The 23750-nt window shown below is 39.8% G+C and carries 19 protein-coding genes; 9 read left to right on the top strand and 10 right to left on the bottom strand.

The window, feature by feature from the left end:
* Positions 1-101: 101 nt before the first annotated feature.
* The 5 genes from betA to QL989_RS03130 all read right to left on the bottom strand — a co-directional run bounded on the left by betA (position 102) and on the right by QL989_RS03130 (position 4818).
* Positions 102-1769: a choline dehydrogenase gene (betA, locus tag QL989_RS03150; RefSeq protein WP_290168132.1), complete on the bottom strand. Its 1668-nt coding sequence runs from the start codon at positions 1767-1769 to the stop codon at positions 102-104.
* A gap of 9 nt (positions 1770-1778) precedes the next feature.
* The gene (gene betB, locus QL989_RS03145) at positions 1779-3242 is read right to left on the bottom strand and encodes a betaine-aldehyde dehydrogenase (protein WP_290168130.1); all 1464 of its coding nucleotides are present in this window, start codon (positions 3240-3242) and stop codon (positions 1779-1781) included.
* Between the two features lies 1 nt (position 3243).
* Positions 3244-3819, bottom strand: coding sequence for a transcriptional regulator BetI (gene betI, locus QL989_RS03140; protein WP_138607901.1), 576 nt, complete (start codon positions 3817-3819; stop codon positions 3244-3246).
* A 439-nt stretch (positions 3820-4258) separates the two neighbouring features.
* Complete coding sequence (locus QL989_RS03135; protein ID WP_138607903.1) at positions 4259-4561, bottom strand: hypothetical protein; 303 nt, start codon at positions 4559-4561, stop codon at positions 4259-4261.
* Positions 4561-4818, bottom strand: coding sequence for a DUF3081 domain-containing protein (locus tag QL989_RS03130; protein WP_138607905.1), 258 nt, complete (start codon positions 4816-4818; stop codon positions 4561-4563). Before QL989_RS03130 ends, QL989_RS03135 begins: the two co-directional genes overlap by 1 nt.
* 146 nt (positions 4819-4964) lie before the next feature.
* Here QL989_RS03130 and QL989_RS03125 point away from each other — a divergent pair, with 146 nt between their 5' ends.
* Positions 4965-6245, top strand: coding sequence for a flavohemoglobin expression-modulating QEGLA motif protein (locus QL989_RS03125; RefSeq protein ID WP_178957190.1), 1281 nt, complete (start codon positions 4965-4967; stop codon positions 6243-6245).
* 72 nt (positions 6246-6317) lie between these two features.
* Here the strand turns inward: QL989_RS03125 and QL989_RS03120 are convergent, their stop codons facing one another.
* From QL989_RS03120 to QL989_RS03105, 4 genes are all read right to left on the bottom strand, one after another.
* Positions 6318-7121, bottom strand: a complete 804-nt coding sequence (locus QL989_RS03120; protein ID WP_178957188.1) for a DUF1338 domain-containing protein — start codon at positions 7119-7121, stop codon at positions 6318-6320.
* Between the two features lie 27 nt (positions 7122-7148).
* Entirely contained in the window at positions 7149-8615 is a 1467-nt protein-coding gene (gene astD / locus QL989_RS03115) for a succinylglutamate-semialdehyde dehydrogenase (RefSeq protein WP_290168125.1), read from the bottom strand.
* Between the two features lie 8 nt (positions 8616-8623).
* Complete coding sequence (gene astA / locus QL989_RS03110; protein ID WP_290168123.1) at positions 8624-9658, bottom strand: arginine N-succinyltransferase; 1035 nt, start codon at positions 9656-9658, stop codon at positions 8624-8626.
* A 69-nt stretch (positions 9659-9727) separates the two neighbouring features.
* The gene (locus tag QL989_RS03105) at positions 9728-10933 is read right to left on the bottom strand and encodes an aspartate aminotransferase family protein (protein ID WP_290168121.1); all 1206 of its coding nucleotides are present in this window, start codon (positions 10931-10933) and stop codon (positions 9728-9730) included.
* A gap of 190 nt (positions 10934-11123) precedes the next feature.
* Here QL989_RS03105 and QL989_RS03100 point away from each other — a divergent pair, with 190 nt between their 5' ends.
* The 3 genes from QL989_RS03100 (at position 11124) to QL989_RS03090 (ending at position 13343) form a co-directional block, all read left to right on the top strand.
* A complete protein-coding gene (locus QL989_RS03100) occupies positions 11124-11552 on the top strand; it encodes an Lrp/AsnC family transcriptional regulator (RefSeq protein ID WP_138608036.1) in 429 nt (142 codons plus the stop codon).
* A 254-nt stretch (positions 11553-11806) separates the two neighbouring features.
* The gene (locus QL989_RS03095; protein ID WP_138607917.1) at positions 11807-12184 is read left to right on the top strand and encodes a hypothetical protein; all 378 of its coding nucleotides are present in this window, start codon (positions 11807-11809) and stop codon (positions 12182-12184) included.
* A 133-nt stretch (positions 12185-12317) separates the two neighbouring features.
* Positions 12318-13343 (top strand): GGDEF domain-containing protein, encoded by a 1026-nt coding sequence (locus tag QL989_RS03090; protein WP_290168118.1) that lies wholly within the window; start codon positions 12318-12320, stop codon positions 13341-13343.
* A gap of 1 nt (position 13344) precedes the next feature.
* Here QL989_RS03090 and QL989_RS03085 read toward each other — a convergent pair whose 3' ends face one another.
* On the bottom strand, positions 13345-14268 hold the full coding sequence (locus QL989_RS03085) for a hypothetical protein (protein ID WP_290168115.1): 924 nt from the start codon (positions 14266-14268) through the stop codon (positions 13345-13347).
* A 373-nt stretch (positions 14269-14641) separates the two neighbouring features.
* Here QL989_RS03085 and QL989_RS03080 point away from each other — a divergent pair, with 373 nt between their 5' ends.
* The 5 genes from QL989_RS03080 to QL989_RS03060 are packed head-to-tail and all read left to right on the top strand — an operon-like array spanning position 14642 to position 23745.
* On the top strand, positions 14642-14944 hold the full coding sequence (locus QL989_RS03080; RefSeq protein WP_178957171.1) for an isoamylase early set domain-containing protein: 303 nt from the start codon (positions 14642-14644) through the stop codon (positions 14942-14944).
* Positions 14945-14953: 9 nt separating this feature from the next.
* Complete coding sequence (gene malQ / locus QL989_RS03075; protein WP_290168112.1) at positions 14954-16948, top strand: 4-alpha-glucanotransferase; 1995 nt, start codon at positions 14954-14956, stop codon at positions 16946-16948.
* Positions 16949-19171 (top strand): 1,4-alpha-glucan branching protein GlgB, encoded by a 2223-nt coding sequence (gene glgB, locus QL989_RS03070; protein WP_290168110.1) that lies wholly within the window; start codon positions 16949-16951, stop codon positions 19169-19171.
* Positions 19164-21227 (top strand): glycogen debranching protein GlgX, encoded by a 2064-nt coding sequence (glgX, locus tag QL989_RS03065; RefSeq protein ID WP_290168108.1) that lies wholly within the window; start codon positions 19164-19166, stop codon positions 21225-21227. Before glgB ends, glgX begins: the two co-directional genes overlap by 8 nt.
* Complete coding sequence (locus tag QL989_RS03060) at positions 21220-23745, top strand: glycogen/starch/alpha-glucan phosphorylase (protein ID WP_290168106.1); 2526 nt, start codon at positions 21220-21222, stop codon at positions 23743-23745. Before glgX ends, QL989_RS03060 begins: the two co-directional genes overlap by 8 nt.
* Positions 23746-23750 lie beyond the last annotated feature (5 nt).

Here is a 23750-nt window from a genome sequence, read left to right as displayed (position 1 = left end):
AACACCGGCATAACCTATTTATGCTTGTGAGCCACTGCAAGGTACATAAAGGCACTCTTTAAGCATTTTGCTTACGAGAGAGGCCTTTATGACAGGCTAAATTAAAGGGTTTTATTTCGTTGTGTAGTTTGCCAATCAGTGGCATTCACAACATCAACTCCTGTATGAGCTAAGGGCTTATTTCCTAGAATAATATCCGCGGCTTTTTCGGCCACCATAATCGTAGGAGCATTCAAATTACCGTTCGGTATGGTCGGAAAAATTGACGAATCAACCACACGTAAGCTTTGTATGCCATGCACTTGAGTGTTTGAGTTAACCACGGCCATATCATCTTCACCCATTTTACAAGAGCAAGAAGGGTGATAAGCACTTTCTACGGCTTGGCGAACAAAGGCATCAATTTGCTCATCAGTTTGAACTTGTTGCCCTGGTTGAATTTCTTCACCACGAAATTGGTTAAATGCTGGTTGTTCAATGATTTCGCGTGTTAAACGTACGCACGCTCTAAAGCCTTCAATATCGTCTTGATGCTCTAGGTAATTAAATACAATTTTAGGTGGCTGTGTTGGATCAGCTGATGCAATAGTGACACTGCCTCGGCTCTTAGGTTTGTTATGGCCTACATGCACTTGAAAACCATGCCCTGCAAAAGCACTACGACCATCGTAACGCATAGCGGCCGGTAAAAAGTGATACTGTATGTCAGGCCATTCAACACCTGGCTTTGAGCGAATAAAGGCACATGATTCAAAATGATTAGTTGAGCCTAAGCCTTTGCGAGTTAGTAGCCATTTTGCGCCAATTAAACCTTTAGAAAACAAGCCTAACTTACCGTTTAAGGTAATTGGTTGTTTACACTTATATTGAAAGTAAAACTCTAAATGATCTTGCAGGTTTTGGCCTACACCTGGTAAGTGATGTTTTACTTCAACGCCTGCTTTCTCAAGTGCTTGAGTATCACCAATACCTGAAAGCTGTAGTAGGTGTGGTGAACCAATAGAGCCTGCGCTTAAGATAACTTCTTTATTTGCTTTTGCAGTTTTAACCGCGCCATTAAGCTTGTATTCAACGCCGGTTGCTTTTTTACCATCTAAAATAACGCGCTGGGCAAGAGCACCTGTAACGATTGTTAAGTTGCTACGATGCTTAATAGGATCTAAATATTCTCGAGAGGCTGAGCTACGCACACCGTTTTTAACGGTCATGTGCATAGGGCCAAAACCTTCTTGCTGAGCACTATTGTAGTCATTTGTTGTTGAATAACCGGCCTCTGCACCCGCTTCAATAAATGCAGTGTATAACGGGTTCTCCATGTTATTGCCGTTATTAACACCTAGCGGACCTTTGCCACCACGATGGCTATTTTCACCTAGGTAAAAGCTTTCTGCTTTTTTAAAATACGGTAAACACGCTTGGTAATCCCAGCCGTTAGCACCGTGCTGTTGCCATTCATCAAAATCTTTAGCGTGGCCACGCACATACACCATGCCATTAATCGATGATGAGCCGCCAAGAACTTTACCGCGTGGGCAATGCATTTCACGGTTATCTAGATGTGGCTCTGGTTGCGTATGAAATTGCCACGCAAACTTATCTGTATTCATTGGAATAGAGAGTGCCGTTGGCATTTTTATAAAGATGCTTTTATCGCTGCCGCCGGTTTCAAGTAACAATACCTTGTTACTTGAATCTTCAGACAAGCGATTTGCTAACACACAGCCTGCTGAGCCCGCACCTACAATAATATAATCAAAAGAGTGGTTCATGATGATTCCTTAAAACGGGCTTTCTATGTCGGCCATGCCAACATAAATAGATTTAGTTTGTGTGTAATGATCTAGAGTCTCTATGCCATTTTCACGACCAATACCCGATTGCTTATAACCACCCACTGGCATTTCTGCTGGTGAGTTACCGTAAGCATTAATCCAACAAATACCGGCTTGAAGTTGATGAATTACGCGATGAGCGCGTTTAATGTCGTTGGTGAAAACGCCTGCAGCTAAACCTAAGTGAGTGCCATTAGCGCGGGCAATCACATCATCTTCATCATCAAAGACTAAAACGCTCATTACTGGGCCAAAAATCTCTTCTTTAACGATAGTCATTTCATCATTGCAATCAACAAACACAGTCGGCGCTACAAAATAGCCATTTGGCGCTGCTTCTGGAGAAAGCGTTGAACCACCTGTTAATAGTGTTGCGCCTTCTTCAAGGCCTTTATTAATGTAGCTCATTACTAAATCTTGATGCTTTTTAGAAATAAGCGCGCCAAAGTTAGTGTTTAGATCTTGTGGGTCGCCGGCAATAATATTGTTTTCAGTGCGTGTTTTAAGTTCATCAATAAATTGTTGGTAAACATTTTTGTGTACGTAAATACGGGTACAGTTAGTGCAAATTTCACCTTGGGTATAAAAGTTACCTAGCATAGCGGCACTTACTGCTTGCTCTATATTAGCATCATCAAATACTAGTAATGGCGATTTACCACCGAGCTCCATAGTCACATCTTTTAATGTGCCTGCAGCACTGGCTACAACTTTTTTACCTGTACCTACTTCACCAGTAAACGATACTTTATCAATATCTTGATGTGCAGTAAGCCATTGACCTACTTCGCCCGCGCCTTGCACTACATTAAATACGCCAGCAGGAACGCCTGCTTCAATAAACACTTCGGCTAATTTAATTGCGCCAAGTGGTGTTTCTTCAGATGGCTTAAAAATAAATGCATTACCCGCTGCAAGAGCAGGACCTGACTTCCAACATGCAATTTGTAATGGGTAGTTCCATGCACCAATACCTGCACAAATACCTAGAGGTTCTTTGCGAGTATAATAAAAATCATCGCCAACCATTTGCTGTTGACCAACTTGTGCAGGGGCAAGGCCTGCGAAATATTCAATAACATCTGCGCCTGTTTCAATATCTACGCAGTTAGCTTCTTGCATTGGTTTACCAGTATCGAGAACTTCAACCAGGGCAAGCTCGTCATTGCGCTCGCGTAAAATAGCAACGGCGTTTAATAAAATACGGCTGCGCTCAATAGGGGTCATCGCTGACCAAACTTTAAAGCCTTGTTTTGCACTTTCTATCGCTGCGTTTTGAACATACTCATCAGCGACTTCAACGGCATAAATTACCTGGCCGGTTGCAGGGTTTACTACATCAAATGTTTCGCCGCTTTTATTCGCAAGGAATTGGCCGTTGATAAAGTTTTGATAAATAGGTGTAGTCACGTTAGGCTCCATATTGCTTGATAAGTGAATGCACGTAGTTTTTAGCCAGTGATTCACTGTGTTTAAACTGATTTTCGTCTGATTGGCTTAATACGGCACGAAGCCATAAGCCATCAATCATTGCTGCGGTTAATTCGGCCGCGAGTGTCGCTTGCGCCAAAGGCATTAATTGCTTAAATGAAACGGTTAAATTGCTCTGCAAGCGTTTGCTGTTTACTTTTTGTAAACGATGAAGTTCCTTATCGTGCATTGATTGCGCCCAAAAACTTAGCCACGTCCGAGTGGTATCTTTTCGTTGTTGTACTAGCGCAAAGTTTGATTCAACAATAAACATTAACCTTTGAGTTGCAGTGGTGTTTTCATCAACTTTATTAATTAAGTCGTCTTTCAAGTTCGAGAGTAAATAACGCACAGTTGCTTCAATTAGCCCCTGTTTCCCACCAAAGTAATGACTAATTATGCCTGATGACATTCCAGCATTTTTACTAATGCTATTAATTGTAGTCGCTTGAAGCCCTTTTTGAGCAACTGATTCTATAGTCGCGTCAATTAGCTGCTGACGCCTTACAGGTTCCATTCCAACTTTGGGCATAATTTTTATTAATTGAACGTTCAATAAAGATTAAGCTTAAGGTAATAGCTCTAACAATTCAAGGCTTGTGTAAATAGCAAGAGAGTAAAGTATGGATAAATGATTAACAAAATGAGTATTAAATGATGCAAAATTAACAACATAATGATTTATATAAAATCAATAAATAACAGTGGGTTATATTTGTTTTTTGTGTTTGCTTATATAGTGTAATTAATTGTTTACGAGGTAAGAGAAACTTTTAGTGATTTATTTGTTAGTGCGTTAACTATTAGAGTACTAATTGTATTTTTTACCAGCAGGGTAGTTATGTGAAGGTAAAACGAATATATCTGTTTTTCCGATGAAATACCGATTATAGAAAGGGAGATGGGAGGTAAATTAACCGAATGTTAACCTAAGAAGGGGTAAAGCAAGGTGCTGTTTAGGTTTCAACAACACCTTTAAATAGAAGGGGATAACGTCTTAAGCGATTGCCAATATAATCATCGGCCATGATCTGTTCACAAATTTCGTCGATGTTATCAGTAGCTTCAAACACCCAATCAAAACGTTCAATCGCGAGCAAAAAACCGCGCTTTAAGTGTGTTTGTTCGCGGTAATAAGCAAGGTTATTTTTTATCAGTTGCAGCTTTTCAGGTTCAGCTTTTAATTGCGCAATAACTTGGTGAATAAACTGTAAATTGCGTGAACCAGTTGGCCTATTTCGTCTATTTGTTGGTCGCATTACTCTTCGTTAGCTATGTTGTAGAGTTTCTTCAAAAAATCGTCTTTGTGTTTGTCATGTTCATAATCTAAGTGATAGGTATTATGAAATCCAAAACGTAATAATACCCCACTACCTTGTAAGTAAACGGTATAGCCGTCAATATCAGAAAATGCAGTGACCCCCTGATAAAGCTTACCTTCTTCTGTGGTTTTACCACGTTGCTGGATACGTTCGTAAACCGCTAGAATCTGTTTGTTGTCGATTTCATTTTTCATTGTTTATACCTTTTATTTATTCTCTCATACGGGGTAGATATGCGGGTCGATCATCATAAAAACAATAGTCAAGAATGTGCGATATTGCTTTGTTATTTTCAATTTATAAATTATGCTCAAAGTTCACTTTATGTTGAGCTTTTACCATGATAGACAAAGCGTTACTTTTAAAAACTCGTGAATTATCCGACCAACTTATTGCACTGCAAACCCCCATTAGAATACTCGATGCAATTAATTGGGATAAACAGACTAAAGAAGAGTTTTTTAGGCAAAAATGTCAAAAAAATCCTCTGATAGATCGTGCCTATTACCAACAGCGCGATTTAGGATTTGTGCCTAGTGAGTTGCGCCAAGCATTTTCAACACTGCATCGTAATATTATTAATCAGTTGGGACAATTAAACCCAATAACCCAATATATGGGTAAAATGTGTGGTGAATATAAAACAGTGCTCAATATGCTGGAGCATCGAGGCACTGCCGAATTTCATGACTTGTCGGTAGAGCTATTTGGTCACCCAAAAGATCTTTTTCATGCTGGTGAGCCTTCTTTATCTGAGCTTGCTAATATGCTCGAGCAGCCATTAAAAAGTTTACTTGATGCGAACATTTTGCCTGAAGATCCTAAAAATATTGATGCCAGTGATGCGGTGCGGATTTTATCTGAACAAGTTAATGCCAGTATGCAAGGCATTAATGTGGAAGTAATGCTTAGTGATGGAATTGTCAGTGATGCCGCAGCAGGAGCTAACAATATAAAGCTTAATCAAGATGTTAAGTTTTCTCAGCGCGAATTAGATATTTTAGAGGTACACGAGGGCTGGATCCATGTAGGCACCACTCAAAATGGCTTAGCGCAACCTTATTTAACTTGTTTGAGTAAAGGCACGCCAAGCTCTACCGTTACCCAAGAAGGGCTTGCAGTACTGACCGAAATAATTACTCTTAAATCAACACCACGTCGCTTATCAAAATTAGTAAACCGTATTCAAGCGGTCACCAAAGTGATTGATGGTGCTGAGTTTGTAGATATATACCGAGATTATGTAGCACAAGGGTTATCAAAAGACGACAGCTACACCCTTGCACAGCGTGTATTTAGAGGTAGCACCGCAACCGGCTTACCGTTTACTAAAGACATTGCTTATATAAAAGGCTTTGTATTGGTTTATAACTTAATTCGGGTGGCGATACAGCTTGGCAGAATTGACCAATTACCGCTATTGCTGGTGGGTAAAATATCAATTGATGACTTTAGGTTAATATCGCAACTACATGATTTAGGTGTGATTGAAAACCCGCAATTTGTGCCGCCTCATTTTAAAGATTTAAGAGGACTTGCTACGTGGCTGAGCTTTGGTCGTTTTATTGGTAATTTGTCATTTGAACAATTAGAAAACGACTACAAGCCGTTGTTTTTATGATTTATAAGTGAGCTTTTTCTCAGAAACAAAAAAAGCCCAAAAATGGGCTTTTTTTAATTTAGCACAACACAGTTAACGTGCGTTGGTGCTCTCGAAAATTTTATCTGCAGAGGCTGCAACAAATCCAGTGTAAATTTCACCATCTGGTTTTGGATAACGAATAGCAAACTCGTAAAAACAGCTAGGAATGCGCATATCGCCATCGCAAAAGGTCACAGCGTATTCATCAGCTAATGTTGATGATTGCTCTAGTAGCACCTCTGGTGAGCCTTTTACTTCGCCTCCTGAGGTATTAAGTGCAAAACCTGCATCTTTAAGAGCTTGGTTTACATCATGGATGTTATCAAATTTAGCTAAGGTATTAATGTTCACAGTAAAATGATTTGCACGGTAACCCCACGCAGACATCCACGCTGCATATTCGCTCTCAGCTAATAACTTTTTGTATGTATCGGTGCTTACTTGCCAATGTGTGCCTGAATATAAAAAGTTATCGGCAGTCACAGCGCTTTCGTCAATTTGTGCAACCATATCAGTAACGATAGCTTGAAGCTCAGGCGAACATTTTTCAACTAATAATTCAGAAATAAACACTTTAGGCTGTGTCGGATCGCTATGTTCATAATGCTTGGCGTAGAGCTTTTTTGCTTCAAAGTGGTACTCACCACATTCTTTATAACCAATAGCTAAAAAGTGCGCAGCTAGTTTTTCAAGGCCTACTTTTTCTATGTTAAAAGTACGCAAAGCAATATGATCGTTAATAATGTCGTCTTTTTGCGTTGAGCCTAATAAGTCATGAATTTTATCAGCTGATGGCGTTACTGTTAGGTAGTTTTGCCATAAGTTATCAAATAATGTGTTTACATCAGTATGCATGGTAAATCCTTAAATTTTCTAAAATTGTTATTCAATTATTAAGCCCGGCGCGAGGGTTTGCGGTAAGTTAACTTTTTCTGACTCTACTGAGGCCACTGGGTATGCGCAGTAATCTGCAGCATAGTATGCACTGGCTCTGTGGTTACCACTGGCACCTATGCCACCAAATGGCGCTGCGCTTGATGCGCCTGTAATAGGGCGGTTCCAGTTAACAATACCGGCACGAATACGCTTTAAAAAGTGGCTGTAATCATCTTCGCTGTCTGCAAGTAAACCTGCAGATAAACCAAAGCTGGTGTTGTTCGCCTCTGCTATAGCGCTATCAAAGTCAGTGTAGCGGTATACTTTAATTAGCGGGCCAAAGTGTTCTTCATCAGCGATTTCATCGATATTAGTGACATCAATAATACCAGGGCTGACAAACCCAGTGCCTGGTTTTAATTGTTTAAGCTCAACGAGTACCTCAGCACCTTGTTTAACTAGGTCAGCTTGCGCTGCAACCATGCCTAAGGCGGCTTTTTCACTGATCATGGCACCCATAAATGGTTGTTCGGCTGCAAAGCTATCATCTACAAGAATATTTTTGGTTGCGCTGATCAGCTTTTCTAAAATCGCATCGCCATTGGCTGATTTTTCAATAAATAATCGACGTGAACAAGTACAACGCTGACCCGAAGTAATAAAGCCCGATTGAATAATATCGTGAACGGCGGCGCTCACATCAGCAACATCTTTAACCACCAGCGGATTGTTACCGCCCATTTCAAGCGCTAAGATTTTACCTGGATGGCCTGCAAATTGTTTATGTAATAAATGGCCTGTGTTTGAGCTACCAGTAAAAAATAAGCCATCGATATCTTGATGTGAGGCAAGTGCTTTACCTGTTTCTAGTTCACCTTGAACAAGGTTTATAACCCCAGCAGGTAAGCCTGCTTTTAGCCACAGCTCTAAAGTAAACTGCGCTACATGAGGAGTTAATTCAGATGGTTTAAACACCACGGTATTACCCGCTAATATAGCAGGGACTATATGACCGTTTGGTAAATGCCCAGGGAAATTATACGGGCCAAAAATAGCCACTACACCATGTGGTTTATGGCGAATAAAGGCTTTTGCGCTAGGCATTGGGTTTTCGGTTGTGCCAGTACGTTCATTGTAAGCACGGATAGAAATAGCAACCTTGCCTGTCATCGCACCGACTTCTGTGCGTGTTTCCCATAATGGTTTACCTGTTTCACGAGCAATAATGCTAGCAAATTCTTCGCTGTGTTCTTTTAATTGGGCAACGAAGTTTTCTAAAATGGTAATACGTTGTTCAATTGGCATATCGGCCCATTGAATTTGCGCAGCTCTTGCCGCTTCTATGGCACTGCTAACTTGTTCGGGGCTGGCGCCATTACCTTGCCAAACAATTTCGCCATTACTTGGGTTAACAGAATTAAAAGCAGGGCCTTGGCCTGCGTGCCATTGGTTATTAATTAGTTGTGTGTTCATAAATAGTGTTACAGGCGGAAAAATCGCGCTGCATCTCCTTGATTTAAATGAAGTGCATCAGCTACTTCTTGGCTGATAACTAAGGTGTGCTTTGCTTGATTATAATGAGCGTGTTTAGTGAACGTGGCTCTAAAGTCGCTAACTCCTTGATTACAAATAGCAAGGGTATCTGAGCTTTGCTCATTAATATGTTCAAGTTCACCAATGGTAATAGGGCAAACCTGTGAATCACGAATACTGCGAATATTACCGAGCTTTGCCTCTACCGTGGGGCCTGCGTCAAATAAATCAACGTAGCCACGATGTTCAAACCCTTCTTTTTCAAGTAACTTAAGTGCAGGCTTGGTTTTATCATGGACATGGCCAATCACCGCTTGTGCATTTTTACTTAGTAAGTTTACATAGATAGGGTATTTGGGCATAAGCTCGCTAATAAATACTTTATCGCCTAAGCCTACTAAGTGGTCGGCTTGTGGAAATTCAATACTAAAAAAGTGTTCTTGTAACCATTGCCAAAATGGAGAGTGCCCCTGGTCATCACTCACGCCACGCATTTCAGCAATTACAGTGTCGGCAAAGCGTTCACTATGCTGTGCCATAAATAAAAAGCGTGAACGTGATAAAAATCGACCTGTTAAGCCTTTTCTGCTGTCTTCACGTAAAAATAAAGTACATATTTCTGAGCAACCAGTGTAGTCATTACACATACTTAAAATATCAACGGTATTGTAAACGCCTAAAGTGGGTGAATGATGGACGGTTTTACCTAAATGGTAATGGTACAAAGGTACAGACAAGCCGACGGCTGCTTCAATGGCGGTAGTACCAATTACTTTGCCAGTGTGACTGTCTTCTAAAACAAATAAATAGCTTTCGTCGATAGGCTTATCAACGTTTTTAGTAAAGCTGTTTTGTGCACGGTCTATTTTTTCTTGTAGTTGCCCATCATCGACAGGTAAAGAGGTAAAACCATGGCCTGATTCAATGGCAATCTCTTTAAGTGCTGCAAAATCATTGACAGTAATAGGACGTAATACTTGCATTAATTACTTGCTCCGATAAAGCCCTGAGGTAAACATTTATCTCAGGGCTTAATATGTTTTACTTAGTGATTAACCGTTTACAACTTCGCTCACTGCTTTTTCAAAGCGAGCTAAGCCTTCTTTAATATCTTCAAATGGGATCACTAATGAAGGCGTAAAGCGGATGACGTTCATTCCGGCGACTAAATTCATTAAACCGTTGTTAGCACTTGCGACTAAAAAGTCGCGAGCACGGCCTTCAAACTTCTCATTTAATACCGCACCAATCAGTAAGCCTTTACCGCGTACTTCACTAAATACATGGTATTTTTCGTTAATAGTATTTAGACCATCACGGAACATTTGCTCACGTTCTTTTACGCCATTTAAAACCGCAGGGGTATTTACTGTGTCGAAAGCCGCTTCTGCTACAGCACACGCTAATGGGTTACCACCGTAGGTAGAACCATGAGTGCCTATTTTTAGGTGAGCTGCAATGTCAGTAGTGGTGATCATCGCGCCAATTGGGAAACCGCCACCTAATGCTTTAGCCGTGGTTAAAATGTCAGGAATAACATCTAGGCCTTCGTATGCGTATAAGTGACCTGTACGGCCAACACCCGTTTGCACTTCATCAAAAATTAGCAGTGCGTTATGCTTAGTACACAGTTCACGTACTTTTTGTGCAAATTCATTGGTTGGTGGCACAATACCGCCTTCACCTTGTAATGGCTCCATCATTACCGCACAAGTATCATCACCAATTAAGGCTTCAAAAGCGGCAATATCATTGTAATCACAATGAACAATATCAGCAGGTTTTGGACCAAAACCATCAGAGTAAGCGGCTTGGCCTCCCACTGTTACAGTGAAAAAAGTACGGCCATGAAAGCCTTTATTAAAAGCGATAATTTTAGATTTTTCAGCACCAAATTTATCCAGTGCAAAGCGACGCGCTAATTTTAAAGCCGCTTCGTTTGCTTCAGCTCCTGAGTTTGCAAAGTAAACTTTTTCAGCAAAGGTCGCATCAACCATTTTTTTAGCTAAGCGAAGTGCTGGCTCATTGGTCATTACATTTGCTAAGTGCCAAATTTTCTCGCCTTGCTCTTTAAGTGCGCCTACTAATGCAGGGTGGCAATGACCTAAACAATTAACCGCAATACCACCGGCAAAATCGATAAATTCGTTATTATTTTGATCCCACACGCGTGAGCCTTCACCACGAACCGGAATAACTGCAGATGGGTTGTAGTTAGGGACCATTACGTCGTTAAATAAATCTCTGGTTACTTGCATTTTTACACCTAAATTGATCACATAAAAAAATACGTTGCTGAAAAATAACGCTAAGCTCAGGCTTATTCAGCAATACAATGTGTTTTACTTGTTAAAAGTGTCATTATCAAAGGTTATGAATTAAATTTGCAGTGCTATTTTGTGAAAAATGATTAGAATAATGGTCAAATCAACGAAACTTATTAGCATTATGATAACTCCCCAAGATGAAAAGTTACTATCAGTATTAAAAATGAACGCTCGAGCGAGTATTTCTGATCTAGCTCGGCATTTAAATTTATCACGCTCAACAGTGCAAAGCCGTATGCTCAAGTTGGAGCAAAGTGGGGTAATTAAAGGGTATAGCGTTGACTTTGGTGATGATTTTTTAAATAGCTTGGTTTCTGCGCACGTCTCTATAAAGGTTATGCAGAAGCTAACGACAAAAACCAACGTAGAGTTAAAGCAAATAGATGCTATATCTCAGTTGTATGCAATTAGTGGTGAGTTTGATTTAATTGCCATTGTTGAGGCTCAAAACCTTGAGCAGTTGAGCCATTTACTGGACGATATAGGTAATCTCGATGGCGTAGAGCGTACTCGTTCATCGGTTATTTTAGAAACTAAATTTAAGCGTTAATTTGATTGTTTATTACCATTCAGTGAGTATTAATTATTTGCATTTAAGCCTACTTAATTGTAATCTTCTCATTATTAGGAACAAGGATTGTTTTTACCAAATCAATAGGCTCTTCGCCTCTTCGTTTGCCACAATCCCCAAGTATTGAATAAACCTGATAAATATACTTATTACATGTATAAACCTTAGTTGGTTATACTATGTAAAACAGGGTGTTTTGGAAAAACTGCTCAAACACATTACAAGGAAATGTTATGAAATACACAACACTAGCTGCTGCAGCCTTATTAATAATAGGTGGCTCATATTTAAGTGCGAAGGCCACTTTATTTGACTCAAGCGATAATATAACGGTTGAAACTTACAGCGATATATTTTTCAAACTAGAATCCTCTCCCATCAATATTGATGAGATTATTACTGGTGCGAGTCAGTTTGCCAATAGCTTATGTGATGAAAGTATTTATCAAGAAGTCATTGGAGAGTCAGTAAACTCATGCAAGCAAAAATTCAAACAATCACAAGCGCAGTGTGCTGACTTTATTACAAAAAATAGTGAGGTTATGTACACTGATAAAGTGGCTATAACGCTGGTATCTGAAAAATTTATAAATTGCATGACTAATAGTTAGGTTTCCTTTATTTAAGATTAGTAATAAAAATCTCCCTGAGCTGGCAGGCATTAATAAAACCTAGCATATTCCACGGCGTGGTCTATGCTGAATTTTATTAGTTGTTAACGCCCAGTTTGCTTTAGGGAGTACAATGCAAGAAAATTTACTCAATTCAGTCATCAAAATAACTAAAAATAGAGATGTAGATTCTCTTGAATACAGTTTGATATCGACCATCCAAGAGTTTATTGGCTGTAAAGAAGTCTCAGTTTATAAAGATATAGAAGTTCAGGGCCAGCTTACTATTGAGCAAAGTCTTTGTTTAAAAATTACTGGTGAAAAACAATTTGAGTGGCAACAACGACAAATTGTTACACACCCTGAGGATGAACTTCTATCTTGCTTACGTTCTGCTTGCATTATCACTGTGCAATCAACAGATGGCATTGAGCGCCGTTGGTTACCTATTACCCGCCAAGAAAAAACAGTTGCCGCAATTTCAGTGGTTTCAAACAGCCTAGATAGTCCATCTCAAGTGATGTTGAATGCTTTTTGTCGTATTTTTGAAAACTATTTAGTCATTCTTCATGAAAATGAAAGAGATAAATTAACAGGTCTATTAAATAGACAAACCTTTGATAAAAAAATAAAGCAACTGATTGAAAAACAAGTATTGAAAGTACACAGTTTATCCCGGGGTGAGGGTAAAAGGCTGCAAAAATACGCATCTACATCTTGGTTGGCTATTTTAGACATTGATCACTTTAAAAATATAAACGACAAGTATGGTCATATCTGTGGCGATGAAGTGCTACTGATATTAGCGCAAAATATGCGTCATTTTTTTCGTTCAACCGATTTGATTTTTCGCTTTGGTGGAGAAGAATTTGTGATTGTTTTTGAGCCTACCGAGGCAGACTCTATAAGTAATAAAATGGCAGAATTTTTACAGCTCGTCAGAAATACATCGTTTCCTTTTATTGGAAATATGACGGTCAGTGCTGGTTTAGCACGTATTAGCCCTTATGATTTTCCAATCACTGTAATAGAGAACGCTGATAAAGCACTATATTACGCTAAAAATAATGGCCGAGATAAATTTTGTATCTACGAAGATTTAATCGCTGAGCAGCTAATCAAGGTACAGGAAAATGATTCAGAAATAGATTTATTTTAACTTACTTAGCTTGAGTATGACTTCGTTTGACTTTAACTTTAGTAACTTGGTCGAGCTTTAAAAAATAAACATTACCGCCAATGCCTTTAAACTCCTCATCGGTAAAAGCAATAGTATTGTTATCATAAAACGTGATCGCTTCTTTTTGGGTCACAATGCCGAGATCAATTTTAGATACATCGCCAGAGAAAAATTTATCTCCTTTGAAGTTTTCAAACAGCCAAATACTGGTTGAATCTAGTAGTGCAAGTTTTTTTCTATTTGGACTGAGCGCCGCTGAGGTGATCCAGCATAACTTTTCCATAGTGGTACAGGTTCTAAATGAGTCTATTAGCTGGGCGTCAAAATTTGCTGCATGGTCGCCTACTTTGTAAACATTGGTAATACCATCAAAGGGCTCAGTTCGGTTTTTTGTAAATAAATATAAATGCCGGCCAAAAGCCACAAAAGCCTCTAAGTCGTAGTTACGTTGTTCTGGCTTTATTGGGCTGCCGTCTAATTCTGGGTAGGTAAATTTAATTATCTCAGCTTCAGTGGTATTTGTTTTAATATCAATGGGGTTTTCTATTTTATAAATGGTTAGCCACTTACGTTCATTTTTATTATTACCAAAGTCCCCTAAGAAAAAATGACCAAATTTATTTTGCGTCATGTCCTCCCAATCAATATTTTTTGCATTGCTCACCAAAATTTCTTTAGCGATAGAGCCATCGTCATTGAGTCTATATAGCTTAGGTTCGTCACCGCTGTCATTAATAGCCCATAGACGTTTATATTTATCAAACTCTATACCTGAAATTTCTTTTAACTTTGGATCTACAGAGACAAGCTTTTTACTATATAGTGTATAAATTGAACTACCCACAACAGCGATGATGGTTAGAAAAACAATAACAGAGGTAATAAAAATGCTTTTTTTAATCATAGTCTTTAAATATTCATCGCATTGGCTAGGTGGATAATTATTATCGCTGATGATGCCGCTAAGCTAAAGGTTTTTAACCATAATGCGGTAATAAAAATGATTATGAGTGTATTGTTTTAAAAGTTATTTAATTGAGTGTAGTTGGTTTAAAAATTGCTCGGTAAAGGAGCTTACCTAAAAACCTGTTTAAATGGTTAAAAACTGCACCAACCTAGTGCGATAAAATAAATAACGCACTGTAATAATGCGTAAATAAAGTTTTGTTTAACTTTAAGCTTGTTTTTATGTGAATGAATGGATTCCACATCGCCTATTTAAGCTGTTTGGCCTGTGGCAAAGATTAATAACCCTTATGGTTTAGTTGGAGCCTATTATGTTGAATAAACGCTTTTTTAAGACAAAAAACGAAGCAGAAGTTACGTTTGAATTTTCTCATCCTGATGCTGAAGATGTCTGTTTGCTTGGGGAGTTTAATGATTGGCAGCCAGTGCCAATGAAATTAAATAAAAAATTGGGTGTGTTTAAATGTAAACAGCGTTTGCCTGTTGATAAAGAGTTTCACTTCCGTTACTTGATTAATGGTAAGCAGTGGGACAACGACCATCAGGCTGATGGCTATCAGGCCAATAATTTTGGTTCAGAAAATAGTATAGTAAATACTCAACGCATTAATTAAGGTTGGTGAATGGACGCACTATCGCAATCATTTTATTTGCATGGAATAGGCTATGAGTACACTAAATATTCTGGTGAACACGTTATTTTTAGTGAACAAACGCGCAAGTTAGCCTTGCAGTGCTGTGGCGTTGACACCAGTGATGCAACACAAATAGCTCAGTTAAATTATCAATTAGATGCGGCCACTTGGTTAACGCTTGCACCGGCTGTTAGCTTAGTAAAACAGCCTAGCAATGTGCTTAAAGTACGTATTAAAGAAGCCGACGCGCACCATAAAATTACGCTTAATATACCTGCATTAAATATAAAACTACAATTTGAGCAAATAGCTGACTATGCGCCATTAGGCGAGTATTTTTTTAAGGACTGCCGTTATATTGAAATAGCGTTACCACTTACCCATTTACCTACGGGTTATTATGATGCTTTGCTGAGTATGGGAGCGCAATCGGCAACTACACAAATTTGGTCTATCCCTAAACAAGTTTATCAAATTGCCGATAGTAAACGCCTTGGCTTATCAATTCAGTTATATACATTAAAAAACCAAGCCGGAATGGGAATTGGTGATTTTAATGATTTACTTGAATTAACCACGTTATGTGCAAAACAAAAAATGGATTATATTTTACTTAATCCTCTGCACTTATTATTTGCAGATAACCCAGAGTGCGCCAGTCCCTATAACCCCAGTAACCGCGCGTTACTCAATCCATTGTATATAGCAATTAACTTATCGCCCGATAGTATTAACAACCCCACTTTAGATGATTACTTATCCTCTTGTTGTTTAACGTCGCACAGCGAGCAAGATATAACCTTTATTAATTATAAAACGGTTACTGAGCAGAAATATAATGCCTTTAAACTGCTTTATGCGCACTTTCAACAGCAGGGCAATCAAGCAAGGCAAGATGAATTTACTGCATTTTGTAAACAGCACCGTGATGTACTTGCTATGCTAGAAACTACGCAGCCGACATTCGACCATTACCTGCAATGGCAGGCACACAGCCAACTCGCACGATGCCAACAACATTGTATCGACCAAGGAATGGCGATTGGTTTGATTAACGACTTAGCAGTTGGCTGTGCCAAAGAGGGCAGTGAATATAAACATCAGCAGAAACTGTTTAGCCAAGATGCGACTGTGGGAGCTCCACCAGATCCTTGGGCTGAAAGTGGCCAAAATTGGGGTTTGCCAGCAATAAATCCTCAGCGCCTTGCTGACAATAACTATTACTTTTACCGCTCACTTATACGCGCCAATATGAATGCTGTGGGTGGATTACGTATTGATCATGTGATGGCAATTAGACGTTTATGGTGGTGCTTTAACAATAATAACAGCCAAGATGGTTGCTATGTTTACTATCCATTCGAGCACTTGTTAGCTATTTTGAAAATTGAATCACACCTTAATCAGGCTGTCGTGATAGGCGAAGATTTAGGTGTTGTGCCACCTGAAGTAAAAGAAGCGCTGGTGAGCAGTGGAATTTTTTCAAACAGTTTATTTTATTTCGAAAAACAACAAAATGATGAATTTGTTAATCGTGATGATCTTAGCGAACAATGCCTGCTGATGATTGCCAATCATGACGTACCGCCATTTGTTGGCTGGTGGCAGCATAGTGATTTGAATCTCAAACAACAGTATCAATTGATTGATGCCGTTGAACATCAGCAGCTCGTGCAGCAACGGCAACAAGAACAACAGCGGCTACTTGGTTTTATTAATACACACGACACACATTCTGATATGTCATTAAACACTGATGCTTTTGCGATTTATAGCGCGCTGGCTTTGTGTTTAGCAAAGTCACCATCGCGATTATTTGCCCTACAAATTGATGACTTAGACAAACAATGCTACCCAGTTAACATTCCGGGTACAGATAAAGAGTATCCCAATTGGAGACGGGTGTTAACACATACGTGCGAGGATATTTTTACTGATAATGCATCACTTTTGACTGCAATACATTCAATGAGGAATGGGTAAATGGGCAGTATAAAAAATATGAAATCAACGCCAGTGACTGATTATGATTCACAAGTTACTGCGCTCGCAGCAGGACGCTTTAAAGACCCGTTTAGCTTTTTAGGAGCGCATAGTACACAAAGCGGCATAGAAATTCGAGTGTATTTGCCAGCAGCACTGCAGGTTGAATTGTTAATTGGTGATCAAACAATTACTGCATTGCGCTATAAACAAAGTGATTTATTTATAGCTGAGCTATCAAGTATGCCAAGCAGTATTTACCAATGCCAAGTTAGTTATGAAAGCAATAATATTACCTTTTACGATGAATACAGCTTCAGTAGTACGCTTGATGAGCAAGCGATGTACCTGTTTAACGAAGGGAGTCTTGAGCATGCCTATGCGCACTTAGGCGCGCAATTTATGACTCAACAGGGCGTAGACGGTGTTCGTTTTTGTGTATGGGCACCAAACGCTTCCAGTGTTTCAGTGATTGGCGAATTTAACTTTTGGCAGGCCAATCGTCACTTCATGCGGTTTCATCCTGCCAGTGGAGTATGGGAGTTATTTATCCCGGGGCTGTGCGCCGAGATGTGTTACAAATTTGCTATCACCACACTCAGTGGTGAAGTTTTAGATAAAGCCGATCCATTTGCCTTTAAAATGCAACAAGCGCCAGGCACTGCAAGTATATTACAGTACAAACCTACCCCTATTAAGCTCAGTGAAAAAGCGATTGTAAATAGGCAACAGCGCAATCATATTGATGCCGCTATTAGTATTTATGAAGTGCACTTAGGTTCTTGGCAACGCGCTGAACATAATCGTTATTTAAACTACGGCGAGCTGGCAGATAAGCTTGTAAGTTACGTGACTGATATGGGGTTTACTCACTTACAACTTATGCCTATTAGTGAATACCCGTTTGATGGCTCATGGGGGTATCAGCCGGTAGGCTTGTTTGCACCAACAAGTCGTTTTGGTGATTACACCAGCTTTAAATACTTAGTTGAGCAATGCCATAAAGCCAATATCGGTATTTTACTCGATTGGGTGCCGGGGCACTTTCCAAGCGATCCTCATGGGTTACATTGTTTTGATGGCACCCATTTATATGAACATGCTGATATGCGTCAAGGGTTTCACCCTGATTGGAATACCTATATTTATAATTACGATCGCCCTGAAGTTAAAAGCTTTTTAATATCGAATGCGATGTATTGGCTTAGTCAATTTGGTATTGATGGACTGCGAGTGGATGCAGTGGCATCTATGTTGTATCTTGATTACAGCCGAAAAGAAGGGCAATGGGTAGCTAATTGTTACGGCGGCAGAGAAAACTTAGGGGCAATTGAGTGCCTTAAACAAGTAAACATGCGCAGTTATAAGAATAATCCCGGTATTATGATGGTGGCTGAGGAGTCAACGGCGTGGCCCGGAGTAACGCAAAGCGTTGAGCATAATGGTTTGGGCTTTGGTTACAAATGGAATATGGGCTGGATGAATGACAGTTTGCATTACATGCAGCAAGACTCACTATTTAGGAAATACCATCATCATAAAATGACATTTTCTATGGTGTATGCTTTTAGTGAAAATTACATTTTACCACTGAGTCATGATGAAGTCGTTCACGGCAAAGGTTCACTACTAAACAAAATGCCTGGTGACGATTGGCAACAGTTTGCTAATTTACGGGCATATTATGCGTTTATGTGGGCGCATCCAGGAAAAAAACTACTGTTTATGGGCGCGGAAATAGCCCAGCGAAAAGAGTGGGATCATGATCATTCAATAGATTGGCACTTGCTTGAGCATCAAAGTCACCAAGGTATTCAAGATACGGTTAAACGCCTTAATCATGTGTACCAAGCCCATCCAGCACTTTATGAGCTTGATAGCTGTGCGACTGGTTTTTCATGGATAGATAATGATAACAGTCAGCAAAGTATATTTAGCTTTATTCGTTATGCTAAAAGTGCTGATGATTTTATGGTTATTGTCGCTAATTTTACCCCAACTGCTTATCAACATTTTACTTTAGGCGTGCCTGCTACAGGCAGTTACAAGGTGATATTAAATACTGATGAGTCATGTTTTTTTGGCTCAGGTATTAATGTCACTGATGAGCCAAGCCAACTAATACATTCAATTAATCAACCAAGTCATGGCTTTGATCACAGTATTACATTGCACATGGGTGGCTTAACCACGGTCTACTTACAAAAGGTGAATGATGAGTAATTGCTTTGAGGTTACCCATGGTGCACCTTTGCCACTAGGCTCGACTGTACAAAGCAACGGTGTCAACTTTGCCTTATACGCCCCTAATGCAAGCCAAGCATTTGTTTGTTTATTTGATAAAAGTGGCCATACAGAAATATTAAAAATAGCGATGAATATTAACGAAGGCGGTGTGTGGAGTATTCACGTTGCACCACTGAGCGCTGGCGCATTATATGGCTTTAGGGTTGATGGTGAGTATAACCATGAAAAAGGTATGTTATTTAATGAACATAAATTACTGATTGACCCGTATGCAAAAGACTTGTTTAACGAGTTTACTTGGAGCGAGCGCCATTACGGGCAAATGCCGATAGGCACTAAAAGCGTGGTTAATAATGCAATAGATATCCCTAAATCTAAAGTGACTACATCTGTTTCATATATCAATAAAAAGCCTGATCACAGCTGGGCTAATACGGTTATTTATGAATGCCATGTAAAGGGCGCTACCTGTCGTCATCCAGGTATTCCAAAAGCACAGCAAGGTACGTTTTTAGGCTTAAGCCATCCGTGTTTTATTGAGCATCTAAAAAGTTTAGGGGTGACAGCTATTGAGCTTCTGCCTGTACATGCGTTTATAAGTGAACAGTTTTTAATTACTAAAGGGCTACAAAATTACTGGGGCTACAATAGCATCAATTTTTTTACCCCCCATAAAGACTATTTGGTTAATGACGATATAAACGAATTTAAACAGATGGTCAGCGAATTACATCGCGCCAATATTGAAGTTATTTTAGATGTTGTATACAACCATACTGCCGAGGGGGGCAGTGATGGACCGATATTGTCTTTACGTGGCTTCGATAACCTTACTTATTATCGCACTATTACTGGGCAACCTAATGTATACATAAATGATACCGGCTGTGGTAACACCTTAAATATTGACCATCCAAAAACTTTGCAACTGGTTCTTGATAGCTTGCGGTATTGGGTGGAAGTTATGGGAGTGGATGGTTTTCGATTTGACTTAGCAACCATTTTAGGGCGTTCAAGTACCGGCTTTAGTGCTTCTCACACGTTTTTACAGGCCGTTGCACAAGATCCTATATTAAATAAAGTAAAACTGATCAGTGAGCCGTGGGATATAGGCCCTGGTGGGTATCAGTTAGGTGCTTTTCCTGCTCCTTGGCGTGAGTGGAACGATCAATACCGTGATGTGATTAAACGTTTTTGGCAAAGCGAAAAAGGCATTATTAGTGATGTTGCCAAGCGTTTACATGGCTCCTTTGATATTTTTGAACACAGTAATCGTGGCCCGCTTAATAGTATTAATTTTATTACCAGTCATGATGGTTTTACCCTTGCCGATTTAGTCAGTTATGAGCACAAACATAACCAAGCAAATGGTGAAAACAATCAAGATGGCCACAGCGCTAATTATTCGTTTAATTGCGGAGTTGAGGGATTTAGTAGCGATCCTGAAATAATGGGCTTGCGCCTACAACAACAAAAAAACTTTTTACTTACCTTACTGCTCTCTAAAGGGGTGCCAATGATAGCCGCTGGCAGTGAAATGGCACACTCCCAAGGCGGTAATAATAACGCTTATTGCCAGAATAATCGTACCAGCTGGCTTGCATGGAAAGACTCACAGCTAAACCATTGCTTAATTCAGTTTATAGATGATGCGTTAAAAATTAGGCGCGGTCACAGCGCGTTTAAACACAGTGTATTTTTAGATGATATAGATGAACGTTTCACCGTTAAGTGGTTCACCGAGCAAGGTAAAAAAATGGATGAAACACATTGGCATGAAGATACGCGACAATTTTTAATGTATAGCTTACTTGATAAGCAAAATAAGCACGCCTTATTAATTATTTTAAACGCCAGTAAACAGCCCGTGGTCTGCCAATTACCACAATCGCCCATTACTGCGACATGGGCGTTAGTGTTATCAAGCGTAAATAACGCATCAACTGTTGTTGAAGAAGATGCAACCGTGAATATTTCAGCACAAAGTAGTTGGGTTTTTAGTGCCAATTTAGAAGGCGAAGATTATGACTAAGCAAGACGAGCAAGTGTGTGTGGTAAAAGGCTGGCAAGAAGGCCCGTTGATTGATGAAAGTACCTTAAGTGATGATTTAACTCGCCACTTTTATTACACCTTAGGGCGTGATGTGGTGGGAGAGTCGCAGTTGTATTTATATCATGCATTGGCGCTGACAATAAGAGATAGACTCGTTGCGCGTTGCAGAGAAACTAATCAGCAAATTAAACAACAAAAACGCCGCAAAACAGCGTATTTATCGCTAGAGTTTTTAATGGGTAGAGCACTGGGTAATGCGGTACTCAACCTTGATTTAGAGTCTCAGGTAAGTACTGCACTGCAAGCTTACTGTACTGAGCTGGAAAATGTAGAACAAGCAGAGCATGATGCCGGCTTAGGTAATGGTGGCTTAGGGCGTCTAGCTGCATGTTTTTTAGATAGTTGCGCGAGTTTAGCGCTGCCTGTAGTGGGGTATGGAATTCGCTATGAATACGGCATGTTTAATCAATCAATAAAAGAAGGTAACCAGGTTGAGCAACCGGATAACTGGCTTCGCGAAGGGCATCCTTGGGAATTGAGTGCACCAGAGCAAGCTAAACGGGTTAAGTTCTCGGGTTATGTACAAAGTTATACCGATAAATTTGGCCGTGAACATCGCCAGTGGGTGAGCTCCCAAGATGTGTTAGCGGTTCCTTATGATGTCCCCATTCCGGGCTATAAAAATAATATTGTTAATACCCTCAGGCTTTGGAAGTCTGAAGCGACCGATGAATTTAATTTAGCCGAATTTAATGCCGGTAGCTATTCAGAAGCGGTAGCACAAAAGAATCTTGCAGAGCAAATAACCATGGTGTTGTACCCTAACGACAGCAGTGAAAATGGTAAAGAATTGCGATTACGCCAGCAATACTTTTTATCATCGGCAAGCATTCAAGATGTACTCAGCCAGTGGATTGAACAATATGGGGATGATTTTACTGACTTTGCTCAGCATCATGTTTTTCAGCTTAATGACACTCACCCTAGTATTGCCGTGGCAGAGCTGATGCGAATTTTAGTCGATGACCATGAACTCGATTGGGATCAGGCATGGAACATCACAACCCAAACCATGGCTTACACTAACCACACCTTATTGCCTGAGGCATTAGAAAAATGGTCAGTGGCATTATTTGCTAAATTATTACCACGTATTTTAGAAATTATTTATGAAATTAATGCCCGTTTCTTAGCAGAGGTTGCAAGGCATTGGCCGGGTGATGTGCAAAAGCAACGAGACTTATCATTAATTGAAGAGGGCAGTGAGCCGCAAATACGCATGGCCTTTTTAGCCATTGTTGGTAGTTATTCAGTCAATGGCGTAGCCGCACTGCATACCCAGTTATTAACTGCGGGTTTGTTTAAAGATTTTTACTCATTATGGCCTGAAAAGTTTAATAACAAAACCAATGGGGTGACACCAAGGCGTTGGCTTGCTTATTGTAATCCGGGTCTGAGCCATATTATTAGCGAGAAAATAGGAAAAGACTGGGTAGGCGACTTTGCAAAAATTAGCCAATTACGCCGTTTTTATGATGATCCGCAATTGCACGTAACATGGCAGCAGGCAAAACAGCATAACAAGCAACGCTTAGTCGATTTAGTAAAACAAAAGTGTGGCGTCGAGTTTGATGTAAATATGCTATTTGATGTGCAGGTAAAGCGTATTCATGAATATAAGCGTCAGTTACTCAATGTGCTACATGTTATTCATTTATACGACCGCATTCGTCGTGGCGATACACAAGGCATGATCCCTCGTTGTGTATTACTCGGAGGTAAAGCCGCACCTGGTTATATGATGGCGAAGAAAATTATTAAACTGATTAATAATGTTGCTGAGGTGATCAACAAAGACCCTGAAGTATCGATGTTTTTAAGAGTTGCCTTTTTACCAAATTACAATGTGACCGCCATGGAAACTATATGTCCTGCAACAGATTTGTCGGAGCAAGTTTCTACAGCAGGTAAAGAAGCATCCGGTACCGGCAACATGAAGTTTATGATGAATGGTGCGCTCACAATAGGCACGTTAGATGGCGCGAATATTGAAATCCGCGATGCAGTAGGAGCTGAAAACTTCTTCTTATTTGGCGCACAAGCCGAGCACATTGACGAAATTAGAGCGCATTATAATCCCAGTGAAATTATTGCGAATAACTCAGATCTAAATAGCGTGATGCATCTCCTTGAAAGTGGTCATTTTAATCTATTTGAACCCGGCTTATTTGATGATGTCATTAGCGGCATTAAAAGCAAAGACGATGCATGGCTAACCGCACATGACTTTGCCAGTTACATTGCAGCGCAGCGTGAAGTGGATAAAGCGTACGCTGATCAAACCCACTGGACTCAAATGAGTATTTTAAATACCGCGGCCAGTGGCTTATTTTCTAGTGACAGAACAATAGGCCAATATTGTGATGACATATGGCACTTAACCCCACTAGATACTTCACAGCAAACAGTAAAAACAAACACTGACACTAATAGCTGACACTA

The sequence above is a fragment of the Pseudoalteromonas sp. APC 3224 genome, assembly GCF_030407535.1.
In the GTDB taxonomy this organism is placed as follows: domain Bacteria; phylum Pseudomonadota; class Gammaproteobacteria; order Enterobacterales; family Alteromonadaceae; genus Pseudoalteromonas.
The sequence above is the reverse complement of the archived record's forward strand: the minus strand, read 5'-3'. Positions and strand labels throughout refer to the sequence as shown.

Excerpts from the sequence above, each read along its gene's own strand:
- betA (WP_290168132.1), bottom strand. The coding sequence starts at position 1,769 with ATGAACCACTCTTTTGATTATATTATTGTAGGTGCGGGCTCAGCAGGC.
- betI (WP_138607901.1), bottom strand. The coding sequence starts at position 3,819 with ATGGAACCTGTAAGGCGTCAGCAGCTAATTGACGCGACTATAGAATCA.
- QL989_RS03135 (WP_138607903.1), bottom strand. The coding sequence starts at position 4,561 with ATGCGACCAACAAATAGACGAAATAGGCCAACTGGTTCACGCAATTTA.
- QL989_RS03130 (WP_138607905.1), bottom strand. The coding sequence starts at position 4,818 with ATGAAAAATGAAATCGACAACAAACAGATTCTAGCGGTTTACGAACGT.
- QL989_RS03125 (WP_178957190.1), top strand. The coding sequence starts at position 4,965 with ATGATAGACAAAGCGTTACTTTTAAAAACTCGTGAATTATCCGACCAA.
- QL989_RS03120 (WP_178957188.1), bottom strand. The coding sequence starts at position 7,121 with ATGCATACTGATGTAAACACATTATTTGATAACTTATGGCAAAACTAC.
- astD (WP_290168125.1), bottom strand. The coding sequence starts at position 8,615 with ATGAACACACAACTAATTAATAACCAATGGCACGCAGGCCAAGGCCCT.
- astA (WP_290168123.1), bottom strand. The coding sequence starts at position 9,658 with ATGCAAGTATTACGTCCTATTACTGTCAATGATTTTGCAGCACTTAAA.
- QL989_RS03105 (WP_290168121.1), bottom strand. The coding sequence starts at position 10,933 with ATGCAAGTAACCAGAGATTTATTTAACGACGTAATGGTCCCTAACTAC.
- QL989_RS03100 (WP_138608036.1), top strand. The coding sequence starts at position 11,124 with ATGATAACTCCCCAAGATGAAAAGTTACTATCAGTATTAAAAATGAAC.
- QL989_RS03095 (WP_138607917.1), top strand. The coding sequence starts at position 11,807 with ATGAAATACACAACACTAGCTGCTGCAGCCTTATTAATAATAGGTGGC.
- QL989_RS03090 (WP_290168118.1), top strand. The coding sequence starts at position 12,318 with ATGCAAGAAAATTTACTCAATTCAGTCATCAAAATAACTAAAAATAGA.
- QL989_RS03085 (WP_290168115.1), bottom strand. The coding sequence starts at position 14,268 with ATGATTAAAAAAAGCATTTTTATTACCTCTGTTATTGTTTTTCTAACC.
- QL989_RS03080 (WP_178957171.1), top strand. The coding sequence starts at position 14,642 with ATGTTGAATAAACGCTTTTTTAAGACAAAAAACGAAGCAGAAGTTACG.
- malQ (WP_290168112.1), top strand. The coding sequence starts at position 14,954 with ATGGACGCACTATCGCAATCATTTTATTTGCATGGAATAGGCTATGAG.
- glgB (WP_290168110.1), top strand. The coding sequence starts at position 16,949 with ATGGGCAGTATAAAAAATATGAAATCAACGCCAGTGACTGATTATGAT.
- glgX (WP_290168108.1), top strand. The coding sequence starts at position 19,164 with ATGAGTAATTGCTTTGAGGTTACCCATGGTGCACCTTTGCCACTAGGC.
- QL989_RS03060 (WP_290168106.1), top strand. The coding sequence starts at position 21,220 with ATGACTAAGCAAGACGAGCAAGTGTGTGTGGTAAAAGGCTGGCAAGAA.